Origin of the sequence: Leucobacter weissii (assembly GCF_017565745.1) — a bacterium.
In the GTDB taxonomy this organism is placed as follows: Bacteria; Actinomycetota; Actinomycetes; order Actinomycetales; family Microbacteriaceae; genus Leucobacter; species Leucobacter weissii.
Genome location: NZ_JAGDYM010000001.1, coordinates 146,783 through 167,412 on the forward strand (window position 1 = coordinate 146,783; position 20,630 = coordinate 167,412).

The window sequence follows — 20,630 nt, forward strand, 5'->3', positions numbered from 1 at the left end:
CGTGGAGGTATGGTGACGACCCCGGCAGGCCCCCAACCCTCCGCCGCCGTGGTCTACCATCCGCTCAAGACCGATCTCGAGGCGTTGCGCGAGGCGGTGCGGCGCTACGAGAGCGGCGGAGGATGGGCGAGGAGCCGCTGGTACGAGACGGATGCGGACGACGCCGGTATCGCGGCCGCGCAGCGGGCCGTCGAGGACGGGGCGGCGCTGATCCTGGCGTCCGGAGGCGATGGCACCGTGCGTGCCGTCGCGGAGGCTCTGCGCGGCACGGGAGTGCCGATGGCGGTGATCCCGCAGGGCACCGGCAACCTCCTTGCGCGCAATCTCGGCGCCCCGCTCGGCAATCTCGACGAGGTGGTGCGGGCGGCGTTCCAGGGCCGGAATCGCGCGATAGACCTCGGGGTCATCTCCATCACCCGCGAGGACGAGTCGATCAGCGAGCACGTGTTCCTCGTGCTCGCCGGGATGGGCCTGGACGCGAGGCTCATCACCGGCACCAGCTCGAAGCTCAAGAAATGGGTGGGCTGGCTGGCCTATGTCGATGCGGGAGTGCGTACGATGGTCTCGAACGCTCCCCTGCAGATCCACTACTCGGTCGACGGCTCCGAGGTGAGCCCGCTGACGGTCTACAGCGTGATGATCGGCAACTGCGGACTGCTGCCGGGCGGGGTGCTGCTCATCCCCGACGCCGAACTGGACGACGGAAAGCTCGACGTGGTCGCGCTCCGCCCCCTCGGCGCGCTCTCATGGCTGCGCATCTGGCGCAAGATCGGGTGGGAGAACGGCGTGCTTCGCAAGACGAAGGCGGGCCGCCGCATGATCGACCTCGTCAACGACACGCGCTCCGTCACCTACCTGCGCGCCGGCCGGTTCGCGGTGTCGGTGGCGCGGCCCGAGCCCATCCAGCTCGACGGGGACGACTTCGGCTGGGCGCTCGCCGCAGGCGGAGAGGTCGACCCCGGGGCGCTCGTCGTCCGCGTGCTTCCCCAGTGGCATTCGACCGTATAGGCCGAGCCCGATGCTCGCGGCGTGGGATCTGGCGCTGAGCGGCCTCGGGAGAGTCATCGCCCGTCCTCGGTGGCATCGGGGTTCCGGGCGCCTTCCGCGGAGCTCGCCGACCCGGACGAGGATCCCTCGTCGGCGTCGGCGTCGGCTGTGGCTCCGGTGGCGGTGCCGCAGTCCTCGGCGAGCCCGGAGGCGCGGGTGAACGGAGGCCGGGGCTGCGCGGGTGCGTCGGCAACCGGCTCGCCCACCGAGTCGTAGCCGCGGATCGAGGTCTCCCAGAGCGGGAACACGTTCCATCCGCCACCGCGGCTCGCCGTATCCGCGAGCTGGTTGAGCGCCAGAGACGCCTCGCCCGTTCCGCTCTCGTCGTCTTCGTACCAGGGCGCCTCGCCGCCCTGGAGGGTCGTCAGCGGATCGCCGCTCTCGGTGAACAGCTGCACGCCGTCGAGCGGAGCCCCCGTGCAGTCGTAGGCGAAGATGTTGCGGATCTGCTCGCCGTCGCTGGTGAGGCCCCACGAGGAATCGAAGTACTCCGCCTCCTGACCGTACTGCTGGACATAGATCATCTGGTTGACCCAGGAGGCCAGCATCGGCGGCCAGACGAGGAGCACCAGCACCGCGACGGCGCCCGCCACCCGGCGAAGCGCGACGAGCCAGCGGTTCGGCGCCCAGCGGCCGCGACCCCACTGCACGCTGAGGACGATCCCCAGCACGAGGAGGAACAGGGTCCAGAGCGAGGGATCCGGGATCTCGACTCCGTAGCTGGGAACGGTGCTCCCGGTCACGAACACGGCGATCCCGGCGAGCGCGACCCCGCGCAGCACCCACCAGAGCGGGCGAAGCGAGAGGAGGAAGTCGCGCACGCCCCGGCGCAGCTTCGTGCCCTCGAGCCAGTTCCGGAGGCCCGACTCCGCCGCGTCGGCCACGTCTCGCAGGGTGCGTCGGGTCGGCTCGCCCGTCTGCCGGCGCGGAGGCAGGCCGGCCGCCTGGCGCAGCTCCTCCGCGTAGGAGTCGGGGTCGCCCAACTCGCCCCCGTCGCTGAGGCGGTCGGCCAGGTCCGCCTGCAGCCCGTCGAGCAGTTCGTCGAGCTCCTCGGCGGAGAGGTCGGACAGTCGGTCGCGCACTGCCGCTACGAACTCGGCGGTGAGCTGCTCGCTGGTGGATGCGGCTCCGATGTGGGCGCCGGTGTTCGCGGTCATGCCTCGGTTCCTTTCGCTGCGATCGTGCGGGGAGCGGCGGTGCCCGGGTGGGGGGCGAGCAGCGCGGCGATGGTGGCGGAGAAGCGCTGCCAGTCCCGCCGCTGCTGCTCGAGGTGCTCGCTGCCGCTCGGCGTGATGCTGTAGTACTTGCGGTGCGGTCCGTCCTCGCTCGGCACCACGTAGGTGCTGAGCGCGCCGGACGCGTAGAGGCGCCGCAGCGTTCCGTAGACCGAGGCGTCGCCGACCTCCTCGAGACCGGCCTCGCGCAGCCGGCGCACGACGTCGTAGCCGTAGCCGTCGTCGCCCTGCACGATCGCGAGCACGGCGGCGTCCAGCACCCCCTTGAGCAATTGTGTCGCTTCCATGCGCACTAGTGTGCAGTCCACAGTAGTTCGCTGTCAAGAACATGCTGGCGTGTCGCCGGCTTCGGAGGTGCCCGGGTGCGGCGCGTTCGCCTGCCTCCTGTGGGCCCGAAGTGCCCTTTGACAGGGAGGGAAAGGGCGCTTCGCGTCCACACCCCGCGGGAAGGGAAGCGGGAGAGGAAGGGAGGAAGGGAAGGGGAAGCGCGAGGGGGCGGAGGAAAGGAGGCGGGCTAGCGGGGCGCGGAGACCAGCGCCCAGGACTGGCGCGCGATCTCGGCCTCCTCGTCGGTGGGCACCACGAGCACGGCCACGCGGGAATCGTCGCTGCTGATGATCCGAGCGCCGTCGGCCGGGTCGTCGTTCCGGGAGGGATCGATCTCGATCCCGAACCATCCCAGCTCGGCGCACACCTCGCCGCGCAGCCAGGCGTTGTTCTCGCCCACGCCGGCCGTGAAGACCACGGCATCCGCCCCGCCCAGCTCGAGCAGATACGCCCCCAGGTAGTGGCGGATCCGGCGCACGTAGACGGAGAGGGCGAGTCGCGCCGCCGGGTCGCCCCCGAGCGCGGCCGCGCGCACGTCGCGCATGTCGTTGGAGCCGGCCAGCCCGAGCAGCCCGGAGCGCTTGTTGAGCAGCTCGTCGAGGGCGTCGGCGTCGATCCCGGCCCGCGAGAGGTGCAGCAGCGCACCGGGATCGATGTCGCCGCTGCGGGTGCCCATCACGAGTCCCTCGAGGGGAGTCATCCCCATCGAGGTGTCGATCGAGCGCCCGCGATCGACCGCGCAGACCGACGCCCCGTTGCCCAGATGGAGGACGACCTGGCGCAGCTCGCGCACGGGCCTTCCGAGCAGCCGCGCGGCGCGGCGCGAGACGACCTCGTGCGAGATGCCGTGGAAGCCGTATCGTCTCACCCCGTGCGCGCGCGCGGTCGCGGTGTCAATCGCATAGGTGTATGCGGACTCGGGCATGGACTGGTGGAACGCGGTGTCGAACACCGCGACGTGCGGCACGCCGGGAAAGGCCGCCCGAGCCGCGACGATGGCTTGGTGATGTCCGGGATTGTGCAGCGGCGCGAGCTCGGAGAGCGCCGCGATCCTCGCCGCGACGGTATCGTCGACGAGCGTCGGGGCGAGGAACTCGCTGCCGCCCTGCACCACGCGGTGACCGACGACGGCGACGTCGAGGCGGTCGAGCGGAAGGCCCGCGTCGGCGAAGGCCTCGGTCAACGCGGCGAAACCCGCCCGATGATCGGCGATGCGGAGCGCGCGCTCGATCTCGTCGTCGCCGCTGCGATGCCGCAGCGCGCCGCGATCCTCGCCGATCCGCTCGATCACGCCGGAGGCGAGACGATGCTCGGCCAGCGGGTCGATCAGCTGATACTTGATCGAGGACGATCCCGCGTTGATCACCAGTACGTTCGGCACGGATGCACTCCCCTGTCCTTGCTCGCGTCGCCGCCCTGTGCGCGATTCCGGAGGCCCTGCCCGGTCATCCCCGGCCAGACGGCTTCTGCACCGCCGTGATGGCCACCGTGTTCAAGATGTCCTCGACGGTCGCGCCGCGGGAGAGATCGTTCACGGGTTTGTTCAGTCCTTGCAGGACCGGACCCACCGCGACCGCGCCGGCCGAGCGCTGCACGGCCTTGTAGGTGTTGTTCCCGGTATTCAGGTCGGGGAATATGAAGACCGTCGCGCGCCCGGCAACCTTCGATCCCGGCAGCTTGGAGGCGCCCACCGAGGCGTCGATCGCCGCGTCGTACTGCATCGGGCCCTCGATGAGCAGATCGGGTCTGGCCTGCCGGGCGAGAGCGGTGGCGTGCCGCACCTTGTCGACATCCGCGCCCGACCCGGACTCCCCGGTGGAGTAGGAGAGCATCGCCACGCGCGGCTCGACGCCGAACTGCTCAGCGGTTTCGGCGGAGGAGATCGCGATGTCGGCGAGCTGTTCCGCCGTCGGCGTCGGGTTCACCGCGCAGTCGCCGTAGACGAGGACGCGGTCGGCCAGAGCCATGAAGAAGACGCTCGACACCACGGAGACTCCGGGCTTGGTCCTGATGATCTGCAGCGCGGGGCGGATGGTGTGGGCGGTCGTGTGCGCCGCCCCGGACACCATCCCGTCGGCGAGCCCGAGGTGCACCATCATCGTGCCGAAGACCGTGGCATCGGAGATCTGATCCGCCGCCGCCTCGACGGTCACGCCCTTGTGCGAGCGGAGTCGCGCGTACTCGGCGATGAAGCGCTCTCGCAACGGCGAGGTCTCGGGGTCGACCACCTCGGCCCCGTCGAGCTCGATCCCGAGCCGCGCGGCCCGCGAGCGGAGCGACTCCTCGTCCCCGAGCAGGGTGAGCCGCACGGTGCCGCGGGCCAGCAGGATTCCCGCGGAGCGAAGGATGCGGTCGTCCTCTCCCTCGGGGAGGACGATGCGGGCGTCGGAGGCAGCGGCGCGTTCGAACAGCTCGTAGGCGAACATGATGGGCGTGCGCACCCCTCCGGGGTGGACCTGCAGGCGCCCCCTGAGCAGCGCCGTGTCGACGTGCTCGCGGAACAGCCCGATCACGGTGTCGATGCGGGTCGGGGTCTCGGCGCTCAGCAGACCGCGGGCCTGGGTGATGCGCTGCGCGGTGTCGAAGGTGCCGAGCGCCGACCGCACGATCGGGAGGGTCGAGCCGATGCCGTCGAGCAACCGTTCCACGTCCGGGGGCAGGGGGAAGTCGCCGTTCAGCACCACCGCCGCCAGACTCGGGAACGTCGGGGCCTCGTGCGCCATCACGACCGCCAGGAGGGTCTCCGCGCGATCGGCGGCGATGACGACGGCCGAGCCCTCGAGCAGGCGGGGCAGGACGTTCTCCATCGACATGCCGGCGATGACGATTCTGCGCACCTCGCGGCCCAGCATCTCCTGGCTGCCCCGGATCAGTGCGCCGTCGAGCTCCGAGATCACCGCGGAGACGGACGGTGCCACCAGACCCAGGTCCTCGGGAAGCGCCCATACCGGCGTGTCCGCCGGGAGCACCGCGGACACCTCCTCCACGATCGCCTCGAGCGCGGAGGGGTCGGCGCGATTGACCAGGGCGGCGAGCACGGTCGCGTGGGCGGCCCGCAGCTCGTGCAGTCCGAGCTCGGCGACCTGCGCCAGATCGACCGCCGTGCGGGGGAGGGACTGCCCGAGGGTCTCCGGGCCATTCTGCATGCGACCGCCGAGGATGAGCAGCACCGGCGCGTCGAGGTTGGCGGCGATCCGGGCGTTGAAGGCCAGCTCCGTCGGCACGGCGACGTCGGTGAAGTCGCTGCCGACGACGAGCACCGCGTCGCAGCGGGAGGCGAGCGAGCGGTAGGCGGCGACGATCCTGGTGATCGCGGCGTCGGGATCGTTGTGCGCCTCCTCATACGTCGCGCCGATGCATTCCGCATAGGGAATATCTGCGGTCGCTCGCGATCGGAGGAGTTCGAGCACCCGGTCGCGCTCAGCGCGGTCGCGGATCAGCGGGCGGAACACCCCGACTCTCGGGGCGTCGACGAGCATCGCGTCGAGGACCCCGAGCGCGATCGCGCTCTTCCCGGTACGGCCTTCCGCGGAGGTGAGGTAGAGCGAGGCGACCACGCTGCAAGTCTACTGTCCGGCGTCCCCGCCGGGAACACCGCCGTCGAGTCCGAGGCGGGGCGCGGGCAGCCGATAGTCGTGGCGCAGAGCCGCGCGCGCGGCGTACCACCCGGCGAGGCCGTGCACACCCGGTCCGGGCGCCGTCGACGACGATGCGAGGTAGACGCCCCGCGCGGGCGTGCGCCAGGGTTCGCGCGACAGCGCAGGGCGGGCGAGGAGCTGCCTCAGGGTCACGGCGCCGCCGGCGATGTCGCCGCCGATGTAGTTGCGGTTGTACCCCGCGAGGGCCTCGGCCGTCGTCGTCCTGACCGCCCGGACGAGGTCCCGGACTCCGGGCGCGAAGCGCTCGATCTGCGCGATCACCCGCTCCGAGACGTCGGTGTCGGATCCCGCGGGGACATGGGTGTAGCTCCAGATCGCGTGCACGCCCGCCGGGTTGCGACCGGGATCGAAATCGGTCGGCTGGGCGAGGAGCACGAAGGGGCGATCCGGGTGGCGCCCGCGCGCGACCTCGCGCTCGGCCGCGGCGATCTCGCCTCTGGAGCCGCCGAGGTGCACGGTGGGCGCCGCGGCGACGCGCGGATCCCGCCAGGGCACGGGTCCGTCGAGCACGAGATCGACCTTGGCGACGCCGTTCCCCGGACGGAACCGGCTCAGAGCGCGGCGGTAGCGGCGGGGCAGCAGGTCGCCGGCGATGCCGGCGAGGTCCCTCGCGGAGGTGTCGAAGATCTTGACGGCGAAGGCGTCGAGTTCGCGCGCATCGTCCACGGCATGTCCGGTCTCGAGGCGGCCGCCGTGCGCACGCAGGTCGGCGGTGAGCGCGTCCGAGATCGCCTGCGAACCGCCGACGGGCACGGGCCAGCCGCTCGCGTGGGCGAGCGCGCCGAGCAGCAGGCCGACGGCCGCCGTCGAGGGGCTCGGCATCGCTCCGATCCCGTGGGCGAACGCGCCCGTGAGGAGCGCCGCGCCGTCGCCGTCGCCGAAGCGCGCGTTCCAGGCCGGGGATCCCTGCTCGAGCGCGCGCAGCGCCACGGTCGCGGCGGCGACCGGATCCCGCGGAAGACGGAGCATGCTGCCGCCGAACGCGAAGTCGACCGCCCCGTCGATGCGTCGCAGGATCGGGCGCAGCAGCCGCGCGTAGGCCCGGCCGTCCGGACCGAGCTCCGCGGCGGTCCGGCCGAGATCCCGGTAGGCGACCGCGGCCCGTCGCCCGTCGAGCGGGTGGGCGTACGAGGCCTCGGGCACGACGAAGTCGACCCGTCGGGCGAGGGCGAACTCCCCGAAGAAGCCGGTGGCGAGGGCGAGGGGGTGGATCGCCGAGCACACGTCGTGGAGCACTCCGGGGGCGACCAGCTCCGAGGTGCGCATGCCGCCCCCAGCGGTCTCCGCGGCCTCGAAGACGGTGACCGGTACGCCGGCCCGCGCGAGCGTGACTGCGGCGGCGAGACCGTTCGGCCCCGAGCCGATCACCGCGGCCGGCCCCGTCATGGCCGCGCCCCTCGGCTCAGAAGTCCCTGCAGGCTCCACATGGGTCCGAGCCTACAGCTCCATGCGCCGGGCTCATCCGTGCCGGGCGGTCTCGGCGGTCGCCGAGACGCCGGCCGGCCGGGCCGCGTCGTCGTCCGCCCGCGCCGCGCTGCGCCGGGCGAGGAGGGGGCGCCTGCGGAGGCGGTCGGCCAGCGCGCGCCAACTGCGGTCCCGGATGAAGATCATGTCGCCGAGGATCATGAGCAGCGAGAACCACGGCAGGGCCAGGAGCACGGCGATGGAGGCGTGCATCCCGGTCACGATGATCAGACCCGCGATGCGGGTCCACCGATTGATCAGCATCAGCGGGAACAGGAGCTGGCCGTACACGCTCAGCCAGGAGGCCAGGAACAGGATCGGCGTGACCTGCCAGGCCAGGTGATTGAGCCACGGGATGAGGGTCAGCTCTTCGAGCTGCAGCGGGTAGTAGGCGGCCACCCCGGAGATCCAGGTGGTTCCCTGCAGCTTCCACAGCGCGCTCGTCACGTAGATGACGCAGAGCTGATATCCGATCAGCAGCACCGCGATGTTGTTGCTCAGCACCGGGAACCAGCGCGGCACGCGCCACCGCGAGAGACCGAGCGCCGGATCCTCGGCCTCGCGGCGCGCACGGCGGCGGGCGTCGAGCGACCATCGCCGCGACGTGTCTGCGAACAGGAGGAAGATCAGGAAGATCCGGAAGGTCTGATAGTGACCGGTGTTGGTGACCACCGGGTTGAGAGCGCTGAAGCTCAGCCACATCAGCACGAAGACCGGCGATGTGATCCGCATGCGCCAACCCAGTGCGTAGATGGTTGCCACCCCCATCAGGAGCAGGATCTTCGCCAGCTGGATGCTGTCGGGATCGTCTCGGGAGAAGATCAGCGGGATGGGCCAGGCGTACTCGTCGACCGACGAGTTGCGGAACAGCGCCTCTCCCCAGCGCCCTCCTTGCCCGAAGGTGTAGGAGAAGTTGGGGAGGTAGAGGGCGAGGACGACGACCGTCATGGTCCCCATGCCGATGCGCAGCAGGGCCAGGCCGTAGGTGGCGTGGCGCTGGTCGAGGAGCCAGTGGGCGGCGCGATCCCAGATGCTCCCGATCATCCGACCGTTCATTCCGCCCCCTGATGGTCTTCGGTCGTCTCTGCGACGGCGTCCTCCATGCCCGGCTCGACTCCGGCGCGCTCGGACCAGGCGCGGAAGGTGTCTGCGAAGGCCTCGCGGTCCTGACCCTCCCATTCCAGCGGGGGCACCCATCCGAGATCCGTGTAGGAGGCCGGGGGCCGGCTCGCCTGCGGGTCGTGCCGATCGTTCCACCTGATGACCGGATCGTAGACCGCTCGGGTCTGCACCCCGATGATCTCGCCCTCGTCCCCCCACAGCGCGAGGGAGACCTGGGTCGCGTACGAGGCCGCGTAGTTGGCGGCCCGGATGAAATCGCCGACCGCTTCGGGATCGGAGTCGTCGGCCGCCACCATCGCGTCGTGCAGCGGATAGAGCTCGGCCCCGTCCAGGTGGTTCTCGGCCACGACCGAGCGGTGCGCGTCCCCCAGGGCCCGGTAGGCGCCCATGAGCCGCTCGGCGCCGACCACTGAGAGCTGCTTGCGCAGCGTCCTGCGGTAGGGCTCGGAGAGCTCGACGTGGGAAGCGTTGACCCAGTCGGTGCGCACCCGGTCGCCGCTCGGCAGCTCGACCCAGGCGCGGACCCACAGCTGCCGGTCGGTGTCGGCGGGGTCGGGTGCGAAGATCTTGTAGTCCTGCACCAGGTACGGGCGGATGTATCGGTCGGCGGCCGTGCCCGGCAGCACGTCGTATCTCACGGTTGTGGAGGGCGTGTTGTAGACGGCGGTGAAGAACATGTGGATGCCGAGGAGCACGACCGCCACCGCCGCCGTGATCTGAGCGGCGAGGCGCGGCTTCGGCTGAGCGGGTTCCGCAGCGGGTTCCGCGCTCCCTTGCGCGGTTTCGGTGGCGGTCACTGCCTTCCCCTCTCGTGGATCTCACCATCACTATCTCACACGGGGACGACGGCCCCGGGACGAATCTCGTCGCCGGGGCCGTCGTTCACCGCGGAGGGGCGCCTACGGAGCCTGCTGCCGGCGGCGCCGCACGACCTGCCTCGCCGCGAGCACCAGCAGCGCCCCGCCGGCGATCAAGGAGAGCGCCAGTGGGAGCATCGGGAGCGCCTCGGAACCGGTGACGGCGATGCCGGTGCCCGGCTTCGCTCCCGGCCCACCCGCGGGATCCGTGCCCGGATCCGTGCGGCTGCCCGGATCGCTGCCCGGATCGGTGGACGTGTCGGCGGCCGCCTCGGCGATGACCGTCACGCTCGCCTGTGCGACGCGACCGCTCTCCAGCCCTTCGGCTGTGAACGTGGTCGCACCGAGGGCGAAGTTCGACGGTACTCGCCAGGTGGTGCTGAAGGTTCCGGCTGCGGCCCCTGGTGCGGGCACCGCCTGCACCGCGGCTGCAGCCGAGGCCGAGGCTGCTGCTCCGGCGGCCACGACGATGGTCGAGCCATCCGGCAGCGCCAGCTCCACATCCTCGCCGGGGAGGAACCGGGCACCGTCGAGGATCACCGTCTCACCCCGGGTCACCGGGCTGGGGGTGGCCGTCAGCGAAGCGGTTTCGTCGTCGCCCGGGTCGGTACCGGGATCCGTACCTGGGTCCGTTCCGGGATCGGTGCCCGGCTCAGTACCGGGATCCGTACCAGGATCGGTGCCTGGATCCGTGCCCGGGTCCGTTCCGGGGTCAGTACCAGGGTCGGTGCCGGGGTCCGTGCCCGGGTCAGTTCCGGGATCGGTGCCTGGATCCGTACCGGGGTCGGTGCCCGGATCCGTTCCAGGGTCGGTGCCCGGGTCAGTACCGGGGTCCGTTCCAGGATCGGTGCCCGGGTCGGTACCGGGATCCGTACCGGGATCGGTGCCTGGATCCGTACCGGGGTCGGTGCCTGGATCCGTGCCCGGGTCGGTACCGGGGTCGGTGCCCGGGTCAGTACCGGGATCCGTACCAGGATCGGTGCCTGGATCCGTGCCCGGGTCAGTTCCGGGGTCGGTGCCCGGGTCAGTACCGGGATCCGTACCAGGATCGGTGCCTGGATCCGTGCCCGGGTCAGTTCCGGGATCGGTGCCCGGATCCGTACCGGGGTCGGTGCCCGGGTCAGTACCGGGGTCGGTGCCCGGGTCAGTTCCGGGGTCCGTACCGGGATCGGTGCCTGGGTCCGTTCCGGGGTCGGTGCCCGGGTCAGTTCCGGGGTCCGTACCGGGATCGGTGCCTGGGTCCGTTCCGGGGTCGGTGCCTGGATCCGTGCCCGGGTCAGTACCGGGATCGGTGCCCGGGTCAGTTCCGGGATCGGTACCTGGATCCGTACCTGGATCCGTACCAGGGTCGGTGCCCGGGTCAGTTCCGGGGTCCGTGCCCGGATCGGTACCGGGGTCCGTGCCAGGATCGGTGCCGGGGTCCGTGCCCGGGTCGGTTCCAGGATCGGTACCCGGGTCAGTACCGGGATCGGTGCCCGGGTCAGTTCCGGGGTCGGTGCCCGGGTCCGTGCCCGGGTCGGTACCCGGGTCCGTTCCGGGGTCGGTCCCTGGGTCGGTACCCGGGTCCGTTCCGGGGTCCGTTCCAGGGTCGGTGCCCGGGTCCGTTCCGGGGTCCGTTCCAGGGTCGGTGCCCGGGTCCGTGCCCGGGTCGGTACCCGGGTCCGTTCCGGGGTCGGTCCCTGGGTCGGTGCCCGGGTCGGTACCCGGGTCCGTTCCGGGGTCGGTCCCTGGGTCAGTGCCTGGGTCGGTACCGGGATCAGTTCCGGGGTCCGTGCCCGGATCAGTTCCAGGGTCCGTTCCGGGGTCAGTACCAGGATCAGTGCCGGGGTCCGTTCCAGGATCGGTGCCGGGGTCCGTGCCCGGATCGGTGCCCGGATCTGTTCCGGGGTCCGTGCCCGGATCGGTGCCCGGCTCAGTTCCAGGGTCGGTGCCCGGGTCAGTTCCGGGATCGGTGCCGGGGTCCGTGCCCGGGTCGGTGCCCGGGTCCGTTCCGGGGTCGGTGCCTGGGTCAGTTCCGGGATCGGTGCCCGGATCTGTTCCGGGGTCCGTGCCCGGGTCAGTTCCGGGATCGGTACCGGGGTCCGTTCCAGGGTCGGTACCAGGATCAGTTCCGGGGTCGGTCCCTGGATCAGTTCCGGGATCGGTACCCGGGTCCGTTCCGGGATCGGTGCCCGGATCCGTTCCGGGGTCAGTTCCCGGATCCTCGTCCAGAGCGCGCACCGACGAAGACCCGAACTCCAGCGCGACGGCGCCGTTGGGCGAGACGTTCGGCAGCAGGCTGATGTTCAGTGCCCGCACGGTGAAGGATCCGGCCCCCAGATCCCCGCCGTCGGCGTCGATCGGCGATGCGGTCGGCTGGTGGTTGATCGTGATGCTCGCGATCCCGCGCAGTACCGGGCCGAGTCCGTCCGTCAGCAATCCCGAGACGATCGGGGAGATCGACGAGGTGAGCGTCGGCTGCAGATCGTCGAGGAGGTCGTTCACCACGGAGTTCAGCGCTGCTCCGATCGGTGCGATCGCGCCGGTGAGGGCGTTGGTGATCGGTTGCAGGACCGCGCCCACCGGAATGCCGGCGACGTTGATCTGGCTCGTGTCTACGATCGGAGCGTCGTGACCGGGGGCGTTCGTGAATCCTCCGATGGTGCCGTTGATCGTGACCGGTGCGTTGACCAGGGGAACGGGGTTGAACGGTGGAATGATGCTCGGGACGCTGATAGCGGCCTGAATGCTGATGTCCACTTCGACGTTGTAGATGCCTTCGGTGACCAGGTCGACGGTCTTCGAGATCAGGGAGTTCTCGCCGGCGCCGATGAGTGCGTCGGAGACTCCGTCGAGGATGGCGTTGACGGTGTCTCCGTGCAATACCTCGGTGTTCGCACCGAGGCTGCTCAGGCTCGTCGCGCCGGTCCGGTCCACCACGAGCGCGCCGAGGTCCGCGTAGATGGTTCCGGTGCTCAGATCGACGACCACGCTGCCGTCGGCGTTCGAGAGCGGTGAGGCGAGCAGGGAGGTCCGGATCTCGTCGACCAGCGACTGCGTGTCGATCGAGGCGCTGTTGAGCGTGGCGGAGGTCAGCGGAAGGAGGTTGATGGTGTTGATGACTCCGGCGAGCGTCGTCTCGATGGCGCCTCCGGGCCCGAGCAGATCCTGGATCGGCTGCAGCGCAGTGCCCAAGCCGCCCTCCAGCTGCGTCACCAGCCCGGCCACCGCCGGGCTGTGCACATCCAGCGTCAGGTCGCCGAGCGCGTACTCGTCGCTGACCGTGCCGGCGTTGCTCGAAGCGCGGGAGCCGAGCGCTCCGATCTCGATGGCCGCTTCGTCGACGAGCGTGTCGACGAGGGTCTGGTCGATCACCTGCGACAGCAGGGCGTTCGCATCGAGGCGGGCGGTTCCGTAGCCGCCGCTGTTCACGGCGTCGAAGTTGAGCGAGCCGTCGGAGTTGATGAGTCCGCTGGACGCGGTCGACTCGGTCGCGCTCGGCGAGGCGCTGTAGCTCGAGATGAGCCCGAGGTTGCCCAAGGCGAGCAGCCCCGGGTCTTCAGGCGTCGGCTTGATGAGCGGCAGGGGGACGGTGCCCACCTGCAGGGTTCCCAGCCCGTTCAGCACGCTGACGTTGAGGGGATCCGTCGCCGGTCCCGGCGTGTCCGGATACTCCGTCTGCGTGTAGGCCGCTCCGGCGACGTCGAGCCCGAGCCCTTCGGCCCAGAGCCAGTGGCCGTGCGCCGCCGAGTCGGCGGACACCGTGTGGGTGTCCGCGAAGGCGGCGGGTGCGTGCAGCACACCCGGTGCGATCACCATCGCGGTGGCCGTCAACAGGCTGAGCGCTCGGGATCGCCATCGAGGATGTTCCCTCGTTCTGGTGTGCATCGGACCTCTCCTCTCAGCGGCATCAGATGAATCACGACTGCGAATCCTGTGCTCGCCCTACGGGAGTGCCGAGGAGTAGCAGTTACGGGGGAGCCTAGGTCAGGGGGACCGGGCTCTCCTATGGGTCTCCGTAGTACGCATGCGCCAGCGCACGATTACTGAGACGCGAGAGCGTCACTACTGAATCGTCGTCTCTGTCTCCTCGCGCGGCGCTGTCCGGGGAGAAGTACCCGGTTCGCGCGCAGATCGATCTCAGCTGCAGAGCGGCCGAGCATCGGCGTGACCGTAACGTGATGACAAGTGGCCGCAAAGTCACTGGACCGCTCCTGGGGACCGGCTATCGTCGGAAGCGGGGGAGATCCGGCTCGCGCGCACGGACCGGAGCAGAACTCGGCGAGGAGTTTCGGCCATGGGGAAAGCGGACACAGACCTACGGGGGGAGATTTCGGCGAGGATCGCGGACGATCTCGCCGCCGGTGGGAATGTGTTCGTCACGGGCCCCAACGGTGTGGGCAGAAGCCATGCCCTGCTGATGTCGGGGAGGCTCCTGCGCGGCCGCGGAGTCGCGATCGCCCACCTCGACTGCGCGGAGGCCGCCGCCGAGCGGATCCGGGAGAGCGACCGCGCCGCGGTGCTGCTGGTCGACGGGCTCGAGCACGCCGACCTCCCCCTGCTCATGGCGCTCGCCGACCGGTGCCGCGCCGGCGGGCGCTGCGCCGCGGCGCTGGAGGACGCCAACCGCAGCAGCTCCTATGAGCGGGTGCTCGGCCGACTGACCGAAGAGGCGGAGCGTGCGCGGCGGGTGTTCGAGGAGTTCGGCATCGTCCGGCTCGACCCCCCTTTCCGATCGGACCATCGAGCGGCTGGCGCACGAGCGCAGCCCGACCATGCTCAGCTCTTCGGCCGCCTACGCGCTGACCGCGCTCGCCGTGGGACGGCCCCGGTGGGCGCTCGACCTGCTCGCACTCGCGAGCACGGGCGAGCTGGTCAGGAGCCCGCGTCCCGGTCTGCCGGAGAACCTCCGTGGCGGGCTGCATCTGCCCGCGCTGCACAGTATCGCCCGTTCGATCGGGCCGCTGCCCGCCGAGGCCGCGGCCGCGGCCATCGCGCTCTCCGAGATCGAGCCGATCGATCTTCCGGGGGCGGAGGATCTGATGGGCGGCGAGATCGTGAGCCTGCTGATCGAGCGCGGAGCGCTGCACCGCGAGAGGGATCGCGCCCTGTTCTCCGTGCCGCTCATGATCGCCGCGGCGCTCCGCCCGTACGCCGCGCCCGCCGCCACGGAGCGGCGGCGCGAGGCCGTCGCCGAGCGGCTGCTGAACCAGGAGGGGCTCGGCCTGCCGCTCTCGGAAGCGGAGAACGCGCTCTGCGTGCGGGCGCTCCGCGCGCACCCGCTCGGCGCGGATCGCGGGCCGGCCTTCTCCGAGAGCCGGTCCAGGATCCTCTCCCGCGCCTCCGCCGATCTCGTCGAGTTCGGGGACGAGGCGCCGGTGCGGACCCTGCTGGTGTGGATGGAGCGTCTGGACCTGCCGATCGACCCCCTGCACCGCGCGAAGACCCTGAGCGTGCTGGCGGGGCCGGAGGCCGGGCTCGCCGAACTGGCCTCGGTACCTCCGAGCGCGGACTCGGCCGAGGGGCTCACCGCGCTGTTCCTGGCCGCGCAGCTCCGGGAGCGGGCGACGACGCCCGCTCCCGTCCCCGCGGCTCGCACGGCCGGAGCGTCGCCCGCTGTGCGCGATGCCGAGTTCGTCTTCCGGACGTGGAACACCACCGGGCCGATCGTGGACCGCATCGGGCGACTCCGCGAGATCGCCCTGAGCGGCGCACGCCCGGAGGTGCGGGAGCTCGCCCGCGCGCTCGCGGACCTCGATGAGGTCTGGCGGGGGCGGCTCCCCAGCGGATCCTGGCTGACCTCCGGGCGGCAGCTTCCCCAGCCGGAACCGCGGGCGTCGGAGGCCTCCCGGCAGCTGTTCGGCACCCAGCTGCTCGCCCACGCGCTCACGGTGCTCATGACCGGGGAGTACGCGCTGCGCCGCGACGAGCTGCAGTCCTCCGCGCGGGCGCTGGCCGGCCACGACTATCATGCGCTCTGGCTCGACCACGTTCTCGCCGCTGCGACCGCACTCGCCTGCGGCGACCCCTGGCGCGCGCTGCTCGAGTGGCAGCGCTTCCTGCGCCGCATCCCTCGCTTCGTCCCGCTCCGCCTGCGCGACTACGCCGACGGCGTCCTGCGGGCGCTCCTGACGGCGACCGGCTCGGAGCCCGAGCACCCGCAGGCCGGAGATCCCGGCTTCGTCGGGCGTCTCGTCGGCTACCTCTCGGGCGACCGCCAGACCTGGCTGGGGCTCCGCGAGGTCAACCCCCATGACGGTCGGCTGCTCCCGGTGATTCGGCTCGCGGCGACGCACCTGGCGGCCGCGGAGGCGCAGCACCCCGCGGATCTGCTCAAGGTGGCCGGACGTCTGCGCCGGCTCGAGCTCTGGGGTCCGGCCGCGGCGGCCCTGAGCGGGACCCGGGAGATACTCCTCAGCCGACGGACCGTCGGAGGGGTGAAACGCTGCGACGAGCAGCTCGCCGACATCGAGCAGCAGCTCGAGCGTCGCGTGGCCTGGTACCGGCGCGGCGACCTGCCCACGAGCACCTACGTGCGCCTGACGCCGCGCGAGCACGAGGCCGCCGCCCTCGCGGCGCAGGGGCTCGCGAACCGAGAGATCGCCGAAGAACTCCATTGCAGCACCCGCACGGTCGAATCGCATCTCGCGCAGGCCAGGGCCAAGCTCGGCGTCTCGACGCGCGGGGAGCTCGCGGAACTGCAACTGCTCGGCGGGACTCGGGCGTCGGCCCGCCGTTCGGGTGCGCGGAGCGCGGCGTCCGGCCAGGCGCTCGGCTGATGCGTCGCGTCGCGCGCGGCCGCGCTCGGGTCCGCGCCCGGAACGAGAAGACCCTCATGCACCCGGCAGAGCTCCGCTACCCTTGCTCCGTTTCCGGCCTGGGGGAGTTCACAAAGATGCCGCCGCATGAGGGCTGGCATCAATCCTACCCCAGTCCTACGCGGTCGGGCGCCCCTCCGCCGGGAGACCGTGAGGCGCCGAGCCGTGATCGTGCGCGACCGCTTCCGCGGCCGGTGCGCTGAACTGCGACTCGTAGAGCTCGGCGTAGGCGCCCCGCCGCTCCAGCAGCTCTTCGTGCGAGCCCTGCTCCACGATGCGACCGTGCTCCATCATGAGGATCGTATCGGCGTCGCGGATGGTGGACAGCCGGTGGGCGATCACGAAGGAGGTGCGATCGGCTCGCAGCGCGCGCATGGCCTGCTGCACGAGCACCTCGGTGCGGGTGTCGACGGAGGACGTCGCCTCGTCGAGGATCAGCAGCGACGGATCGGAGAGGAAGGCGCGCGCGATCGTGAGCAGCTGGCGCTCGCCCGCCGACAGCGAGGAGGCGTTCTCCGCGATCACGGTGTCGTAGCCCTCGGGCAGTTGACGGACGAAGCGGTCCACCATCGTCGCCTCGGCCGCCGCCACGACCTCGTCGTCGGTGGCGTCGAGCCTGCCGTAGCGGATGTTCTCGCGGATCGTCCCGCCGAAGAGCCAGGCGTCCTGCAGCACCATGCCGACGTGGCCGCGCAGATCGGCCCGCGAGATGCGGGTGATATCGACGCCGTCGAGCAGGATCCGTCCCGCGTCCAGCTCGTAGAACCGCATGATGAGGTTGACCAGCGTGGTCTTGCCCGCCCCGGTCGGCCCCACGATCGCCACCGTCTGGCCCGGTTGCACCTCGAGCGAGAGATCCTCGATCAGCGACTGCTCGGGATCGTAGCTGAACGCCACCTCCTCGAAGCGGACGTGGCCGGTGGCGCGATCCGGAAGCCGCTCGCTCGAGGTGTCCGGCTCCTGCTCCTCCGCGTCGAGCAGCTCGAAGGTGCGCTCCGCGGAGGCGACACCGGACTGCAGCATGTTCGCCATGCCGGCGATCTCGCCGATCGGCTGCGCGAACTCGCGCGAGTACTGGATGAACGCCGTGACATCGCCGAGCGTCATCTGCCCGGCGGTGACGCGGAGCCCGCCGACCACGGCGACGAGCACGTAGGTGAGGTACTGCACGAACTGCATCGCCGGCATCATGGAGCCCGAGAGCGCCTGCGCCTTGAACGAGGCGTCGAACAGGGACTCGTTCCGGGAATCGAACTCCCGGTGAGATGCGGCGTCCTGGTTGAAGACGCGGATCAGCTCGTGCCCCGTGAACGATTCCTCGATGTGCCCGTTCAGGGCGCCCGTCCGCTTCCACTGCGCGGTGAAGAGCTTCTGCGCGCGCACGCCGACGACGCCGACGATGATGCCGGAGAGGGGGAGCGCGATGAGGGCGATGAGCGCGAGCTGCCAGGAGACGACGAACATCATCGCGCCGATGCCGATGATCATGAGCGCCGACTGGACGAGCTGGGAGAACGCCTGCTGGAGCGCCTGCTGGATGTTGTCGACGTCGTTCGTCACGCGCGAGAGCACGTCGCCGCGCTGCCGCCCGTCGAAGTACGACAGCGGCAGGCGGTTGATCTTCTCCTCGATGTCCTTCCGCAGCTTGTAGACGATCCGCATGACCAGGCCGTTGAGCAGGAAGCCCTGCAGCCACATCAGGAAGGAGGCGACGAGGTAGAGCGCCAGCACGATGAGGATCAGCGTGCCCAGGCGGCCGAAGTCGATGCCTTCGCCCGGCACCACGTCGGTGCCGGTGAGCATGTCGGCGAACTGGTCGTTGCCGTCGGCGCGCGCCTGCTCGATCACGGCCTCGAGCGGCACCCCCGCGGGCAGCTGGGATCCGAGGATGCCGTTGAAGATCACATCCATCGCGGCTCCGAGCACCTTGGGTGCGATCACGGTGAGCACGACGGAGCCGACCACCAGCAGCGTCACGAACGCGAACAGCCACTTCTCCGGCCCGATCAGCCCGATCAAGCGCTTCGCCGCGGGCCAGAACTGCTTCGCCTTCTTCGTGGGCTGCCCGCCGAACCAGTCGTCGGCGTCGGGGGTGTAGTCGTCGGGCAGCTCGAACTCGTCGTCGGCGGTCGACGCGCCGGCGCCGGATCCCGCCGCGGCTTCCTGCTTCTTCTTCCGCGCCATCAGGCCGCCTCCGCCTCGGTCAGCTGCGAGCCGACGATCTCCTGGTACACGTCGTTGCCGGCGAGCAGTTCATCATGGGTGCCGATCCCGACCACCTCGCCGTTCTCGAGGACGATGATCTGATCCGCCTCGGTGATGGTCGAGACGCGCTGGGCGACGATGATGGTCGTCGCGTTCTCGGTGGCCTCGGGCAGCGCCGCCCGGAGTCGGGCGTCGGTCGCGACGTCGAGCGCCGAGAACGAGTCGTCGAAGAGGTAGACGCGGGGCTTCGCGACCAGCACGCGCGCGATCGAGAGCCGCTGCCGCTGGCCGCCGGAGACGCTGGTGCCGCCCTGCGAGACGGGCTCGTCGAGCTGCCGCTCCATCTCACGGACGAAGTCCTCGCCCTGCGCGATGCGCAGGGCCGTCCAGAGCGCCTCGTCGCTCGCGGAGGCGTCGCCGAAGCGCAGGTTCGACGCCACCGTGCCCGAGAAGAGGTAGGGTCGTTGCGGAACGAGGCCGAAGGTCTCTGCGAGCTGGGCGCGGGTGAGCGCGGCGACCGGTTGCCCGTCGACCGTGATGGCGCCCTGCTGCGGGTCGAAGAGCCTCAGCATCAGGCCCAGGAGGGTGGTCTTGCCCGATCCAGTCGAGCCGATGATCGCGGTCGTCGTCCCGGGTTCCGCCGCGAAGCTGACGTTCTTGATCACCGGCAGCTCGGCGCCGGGGAAGCCGAAGGTGACCCCGTCGAACTCCACGCGGCCCGCCGTGGGGGTGGCCGCGGTCGCCTCCTCCGGGAAGCGCAGCGTCGACTCGGTGCCGAGCAGATCACTGATGCGCTCCGCGCAGACCACGGCGCGCGGGATCATCATCACCATGAACACGCCCATCATCACCGCGATCAGGATCTGCAGCAGGTATTGCAGGAACGCCGTGAGCGCCCCGATCTCGACATCGCCGGCGTCCACGCGGTGGCCCCCGAACCAGAGCACGGCGCCCGTGGCGACGTGGAGCACCATCATGATCACCGGGAACATCACGACGAAGACCTGGCCCACGCGCACCGAGATACGGGTGATGTTCTCGTTGGCGACGCGGTAGCGATCCTCCTCGAAGGGCTCGCGCACGAAGGCGCGGACGACGCGGATGCCCATGATCTGCTCGCGCAGCACGCTGTTGATGTCGTCGACGCGCTCCTGCATCTGCCGGAACAGCGGCAGCAGCAGCCGGACGAGGAAGCCGACGATGACGGCGAGCACCGCGACCGAGGCCCACACGAGCCACGACATGCCGGCGTCCTCCCGCAGCGCCATGATGATGCCGCCGATCGCCATGATCGGCGCCGCAACCATGAAGTTCAGCGTCATGAGCACGAGCATCTGCACCTGCTGCACGTCGTTCGTGCCGCGGGTGATGAGCGTTCCGGCGCCGAAGCGGGTGGCTTCGAGCGTCGAGAGCGAGCCCACCTTCTGGAACACCTCGCGGCGCAGATCCCGGCCGATCGCCATCGCGGCGCGGGCGCCGCAGTAGACGGCGAGCACCGCCGCGATCACCTGGCCCAGCGCGGCCGCGAGCATCACACCGCCGGTGCTCCAGATGAAGCCCGTATCGCCGGTGGCGATGCCGCGGTCGATGATCTGCGCGTTGAGGCTCGGCAGCCAGAGCGCGGCGATGGTCGAGAGCAGCTGGAGCACGAGCACCGCGGCGACCCATGGCCAGTATTTCCGGGCGTGGCGCAGGGTCAATCTGATGAGAGCCACGGGGTTCCTTTCGCAGTCACAGCCTCACCGGGGCGAGGACAGTTCAGAGTAACAGTACGAAACCTCGTGCGCCATCCCCCGCGGGGATGATACGGGGCGGGTCGGTTCCACCGTTCGGATGATCCCGGAGACGCATCGGGGCGGGGGGCCGCCTGGGGCCCCCCCCCCCAACGCGTCGCCGCCGGTCAGGCGGGCGTGAAGC

13 protein-coding genes and 1 other RNA gene are annotated in these 20,630 nt (G+C 70.8%); 2 read left to right on the top strand and 12 right to left on the bottom strand.

What is annotated here, in order from left to right:
* The first annotated feature begins 9 nt into the window (after positions 1-9).
* Positions 10-1,008 (top strand): diacylglycerol/lipid kinase family protein, encoded by a 999-nt coding sequence (locus J4H92_RS00670; protein ID WP_208095092.1) that lies wholly within the window; start codon positions 10-12, stop codon positions 1,006-1,008.
* A gap of 53 nt (positions 1,009-1,061) precedes the next feature.
* On the opposite strand, the gene J4H92_RS00675 is transcribed toward J4H92_RS00670, so the two are convergent.
* The 9 genes from J4H92_RS00675 to J4H92_RS00715 form a co-directional block, all read right to left on the bottom strand.
* Complete coding sequence (locus J4H92_RS00675) at positions 1,062-2,204, bottom strand: hypothetical protein (protein ID WP_208095093.1); 1,143 nt, start codon at positions 2,202-2,204, stop codon at positions 1,062-1,064.
* Positions 2,201-2,569 (bottom strand): PadR family transcriptional regulator, encoded by a 369-nt coding sequence (locus J4H92_RS00680; RefSeq protein WP_208095094.1) that lies wholly within the window; start codon positions 2,567-2,569, stop codon positions 2,201-2,203. Before J4H92_RS00680 ends, J4H92_RS00675 begins: the two co-directional genes overlap by 4 nt.
* A gap of 227 nt (positions 2,570-2,796) precedes the next feature.
* Positions 2,797-3,990 (bottom strand): acetate/propionate family kinase, encoded by a 1,194-nt coding sequence (locus J4H92_RS00685; RefSeq protein ID WP_208095095.1) that lies wholly within the window; start codon positions 3,988-3,990, stop codon positions 2,797-2,799.
* A gap of 64 nt (positions 3,991-4,054) precedes the next feature.
* Positions 4,055-6,166 (bottom strand): phosphate acetyltransferase, encoded by a 2,112-nt coding sequence (gene pta / locus J4H92_RS00690; protein ID WP_208095096.1) that lies wholly within the window; start codon positions 6,164-6,166, stop codon positions 4,055-4,057.
* Positions 6,167-6,175: 9 nt separating this feature from the next.
* Positions 6,176-7,654, bottom strand: a complete 1,479-nt coding sequence (locus J4H92_RS00695) for a phytoene desaturase family protein (protein ID WP_208095097.1) — start codon at positions 7,652-7,654, stop codon at positions 6,176-6,178.
* A gap of 72 nt (positions 7,655-7,726) precedes the next feature.
* The gene (locus J4H92_RS00700; protein WP_208095098.1) at positions 7,727-8,776 is read right to left on the bottom strand and encodes an HTTM domain-containing protein; all 1,050 of its coding nucleotides are present in this window, start codon (positions 8,774-8,776) and stop codon (positions 7,727-7,729) included.
* A gap of 8 nt (positions 8,777-8,784) precedes the next feature.
* A complete protein-coding gene (locus J4H92_RS00705) occupies positions 8,785-9,651 on the bottom strand; it encodes a DUF5819 family protein (RefSeq protein ID WP_208095099.1) in 867 nt (288 codons plus the stop codon).
* 102 nt (positions 9,652-9,753) lie between these two features.
* Positions 9,754-13,578, bottom strand: a complete 3,825-nt coding sequence (locus tag J4H92_RS00710) for a choice-of-anchor G family protein (RefSeq protein WP_208095100.1) — start codon at positions 13,576-13,578, stop codon at positions 9,754-9,756.
* A gap of 430 nt (positions 13,579-14,008) precedes the next feature.
* Entirely contained in the window at positions 14,009-14,467 is a 459-nt protein-coding gene (locus J4H92_RS00715; protein WP_208095101.1) for a hypothetical protein, read from the bottom strand.
* Here J4H92_RS00715 and J4H92_RS15205 point away from each other — a divergent pair.
* Positions 14,466-16,469 carry a helix-turn-helix transcriptional regulator gene (locus tag J4H92_RS15205; protein ID WP_243751832.1) on the top strand — a complete coding sequence of 668 codons (2,004 nt, stop codon included), beginning with the start codon at positions 14,466-14,468 and terminating at the stop codon, positions 16,467-16,469. The two genes, J4H92_RS00715 and J4H92_RS15205, sit on opposite strands and share 2 nt — an antisense overlap.
* Positions 16,470-16,514: 45 nt before the next feature.
* Here the strand turns inward: J4H92_RS15205 and ffs are convergent.
* The 3 genes from ffs to J4H92_RS00735 all read right to left on the bottom strand — a co-directional run bounded on the left by ffs (position 16,515) and on the right by J4H92_RS00735 (position 20,428).
* An RNA gene (ffs, locus tag J4H92_RS00725) (signal recognition particle sRNA small type) lies at positions 16,515-16,605 on the bottom strand.
* Between the two features lie 20 nt (positions 16,606-16,625).
* Positions 16,626-18,692: an ABC transporter ATP-binding protein gene (locus J4H92_RS00730; protein WP_208095102.1), complete on the bottom strand. Its 2,067-nt coding sequence runs from the start codon at positions 18,690-18,692 to the stop codon at positions 16,626-16,628.
* Positions 18,692-20,428 (bottom strand): ABC transporter transmembrane domain-containing protein, encoded by a 1,737-nt coding sequence (locus J4H92_RS00735; protein WP_208095103.1) that lies wholly within the window; start codon positions 20,426-20,428, stop codon positions 18,692-18,694. Before J4H92_RS00735 ends, J4H92_RS00730 begins: the two co-directional genes overlap by 1 nt.
* Positions 20,429-20,630 lie beyond the last annotated feature (202 nt).

Excerpts from the sequence above, each read along its gene's own strand:
- J4H92_RS00695 (WP_208095097.1), bottom strand. The coding sequence starts at position 7,654 with ATGACGGGGCCGGCCGCGGTGATCGGCTCGGGGCCGAACGGTCTCGCC.
- J4H92_RS00700 (WP_208095098.1), bottom strand. The coding sequence starts at position 8,776 with ATGATCGGGAGCATCTGGGATCGCGCCGCCCACTGGCTCCTCGACCAG.
- J4H92_RS00670 (WP_208095092.1), top strand. The coding sequence starts at position 10 with ATGGTGACGACCCCGGCAGGCCCCCAACCCTCCGCCGCCGTGGTCTAC.
- J4H92_RS00680 (WP_208095094.1), bottom strand. The coding sequence starts at position 2,569 with ATGGAAGCGACACAATTGCTCAAGGGGGTGCTGGACGCCGCCGTGCTC.
- J4H92_RS15205 (WP_243751832.1), top strand. The coding sequence starts at position 14,466 with ATGCTCAGCTCTTCGGCCGCCTACGCGCTGACCGCGCTCGCCGTGGGA.
- J4H92_RS00675 (WP_208095093.1), bottom strand. The coding sequence starts at position 2,204 with ATGACCGCGAACACCGGCGCCCACATCGGAGCCGCATCCACCAGCGAG.
- J4H92_RS00710 (WP_208095100.1), bottom strand. The coding sequence starts at position 13,578 with ATGCACACCAGAACGAGGGAACATCCTCGATGGCGATCCCGAGCGCTC.
- J4H92_RS00730 (WP_208095102.1), bottom strand. The coding sequence starts at position 18,692 with ATGGCGCGGAAGAAGAAGCAGGAAGCCGCGGCGGGATCCGGCGCCGGC.
- J4H92_RS00715 (WP_208095101.1), bottom strand. The coding sequence starts at position 14,467 with ATGGTCGGGCTGCGCTCGTGCGCCAGCCGCTCGATGGTCCGATCGGAA.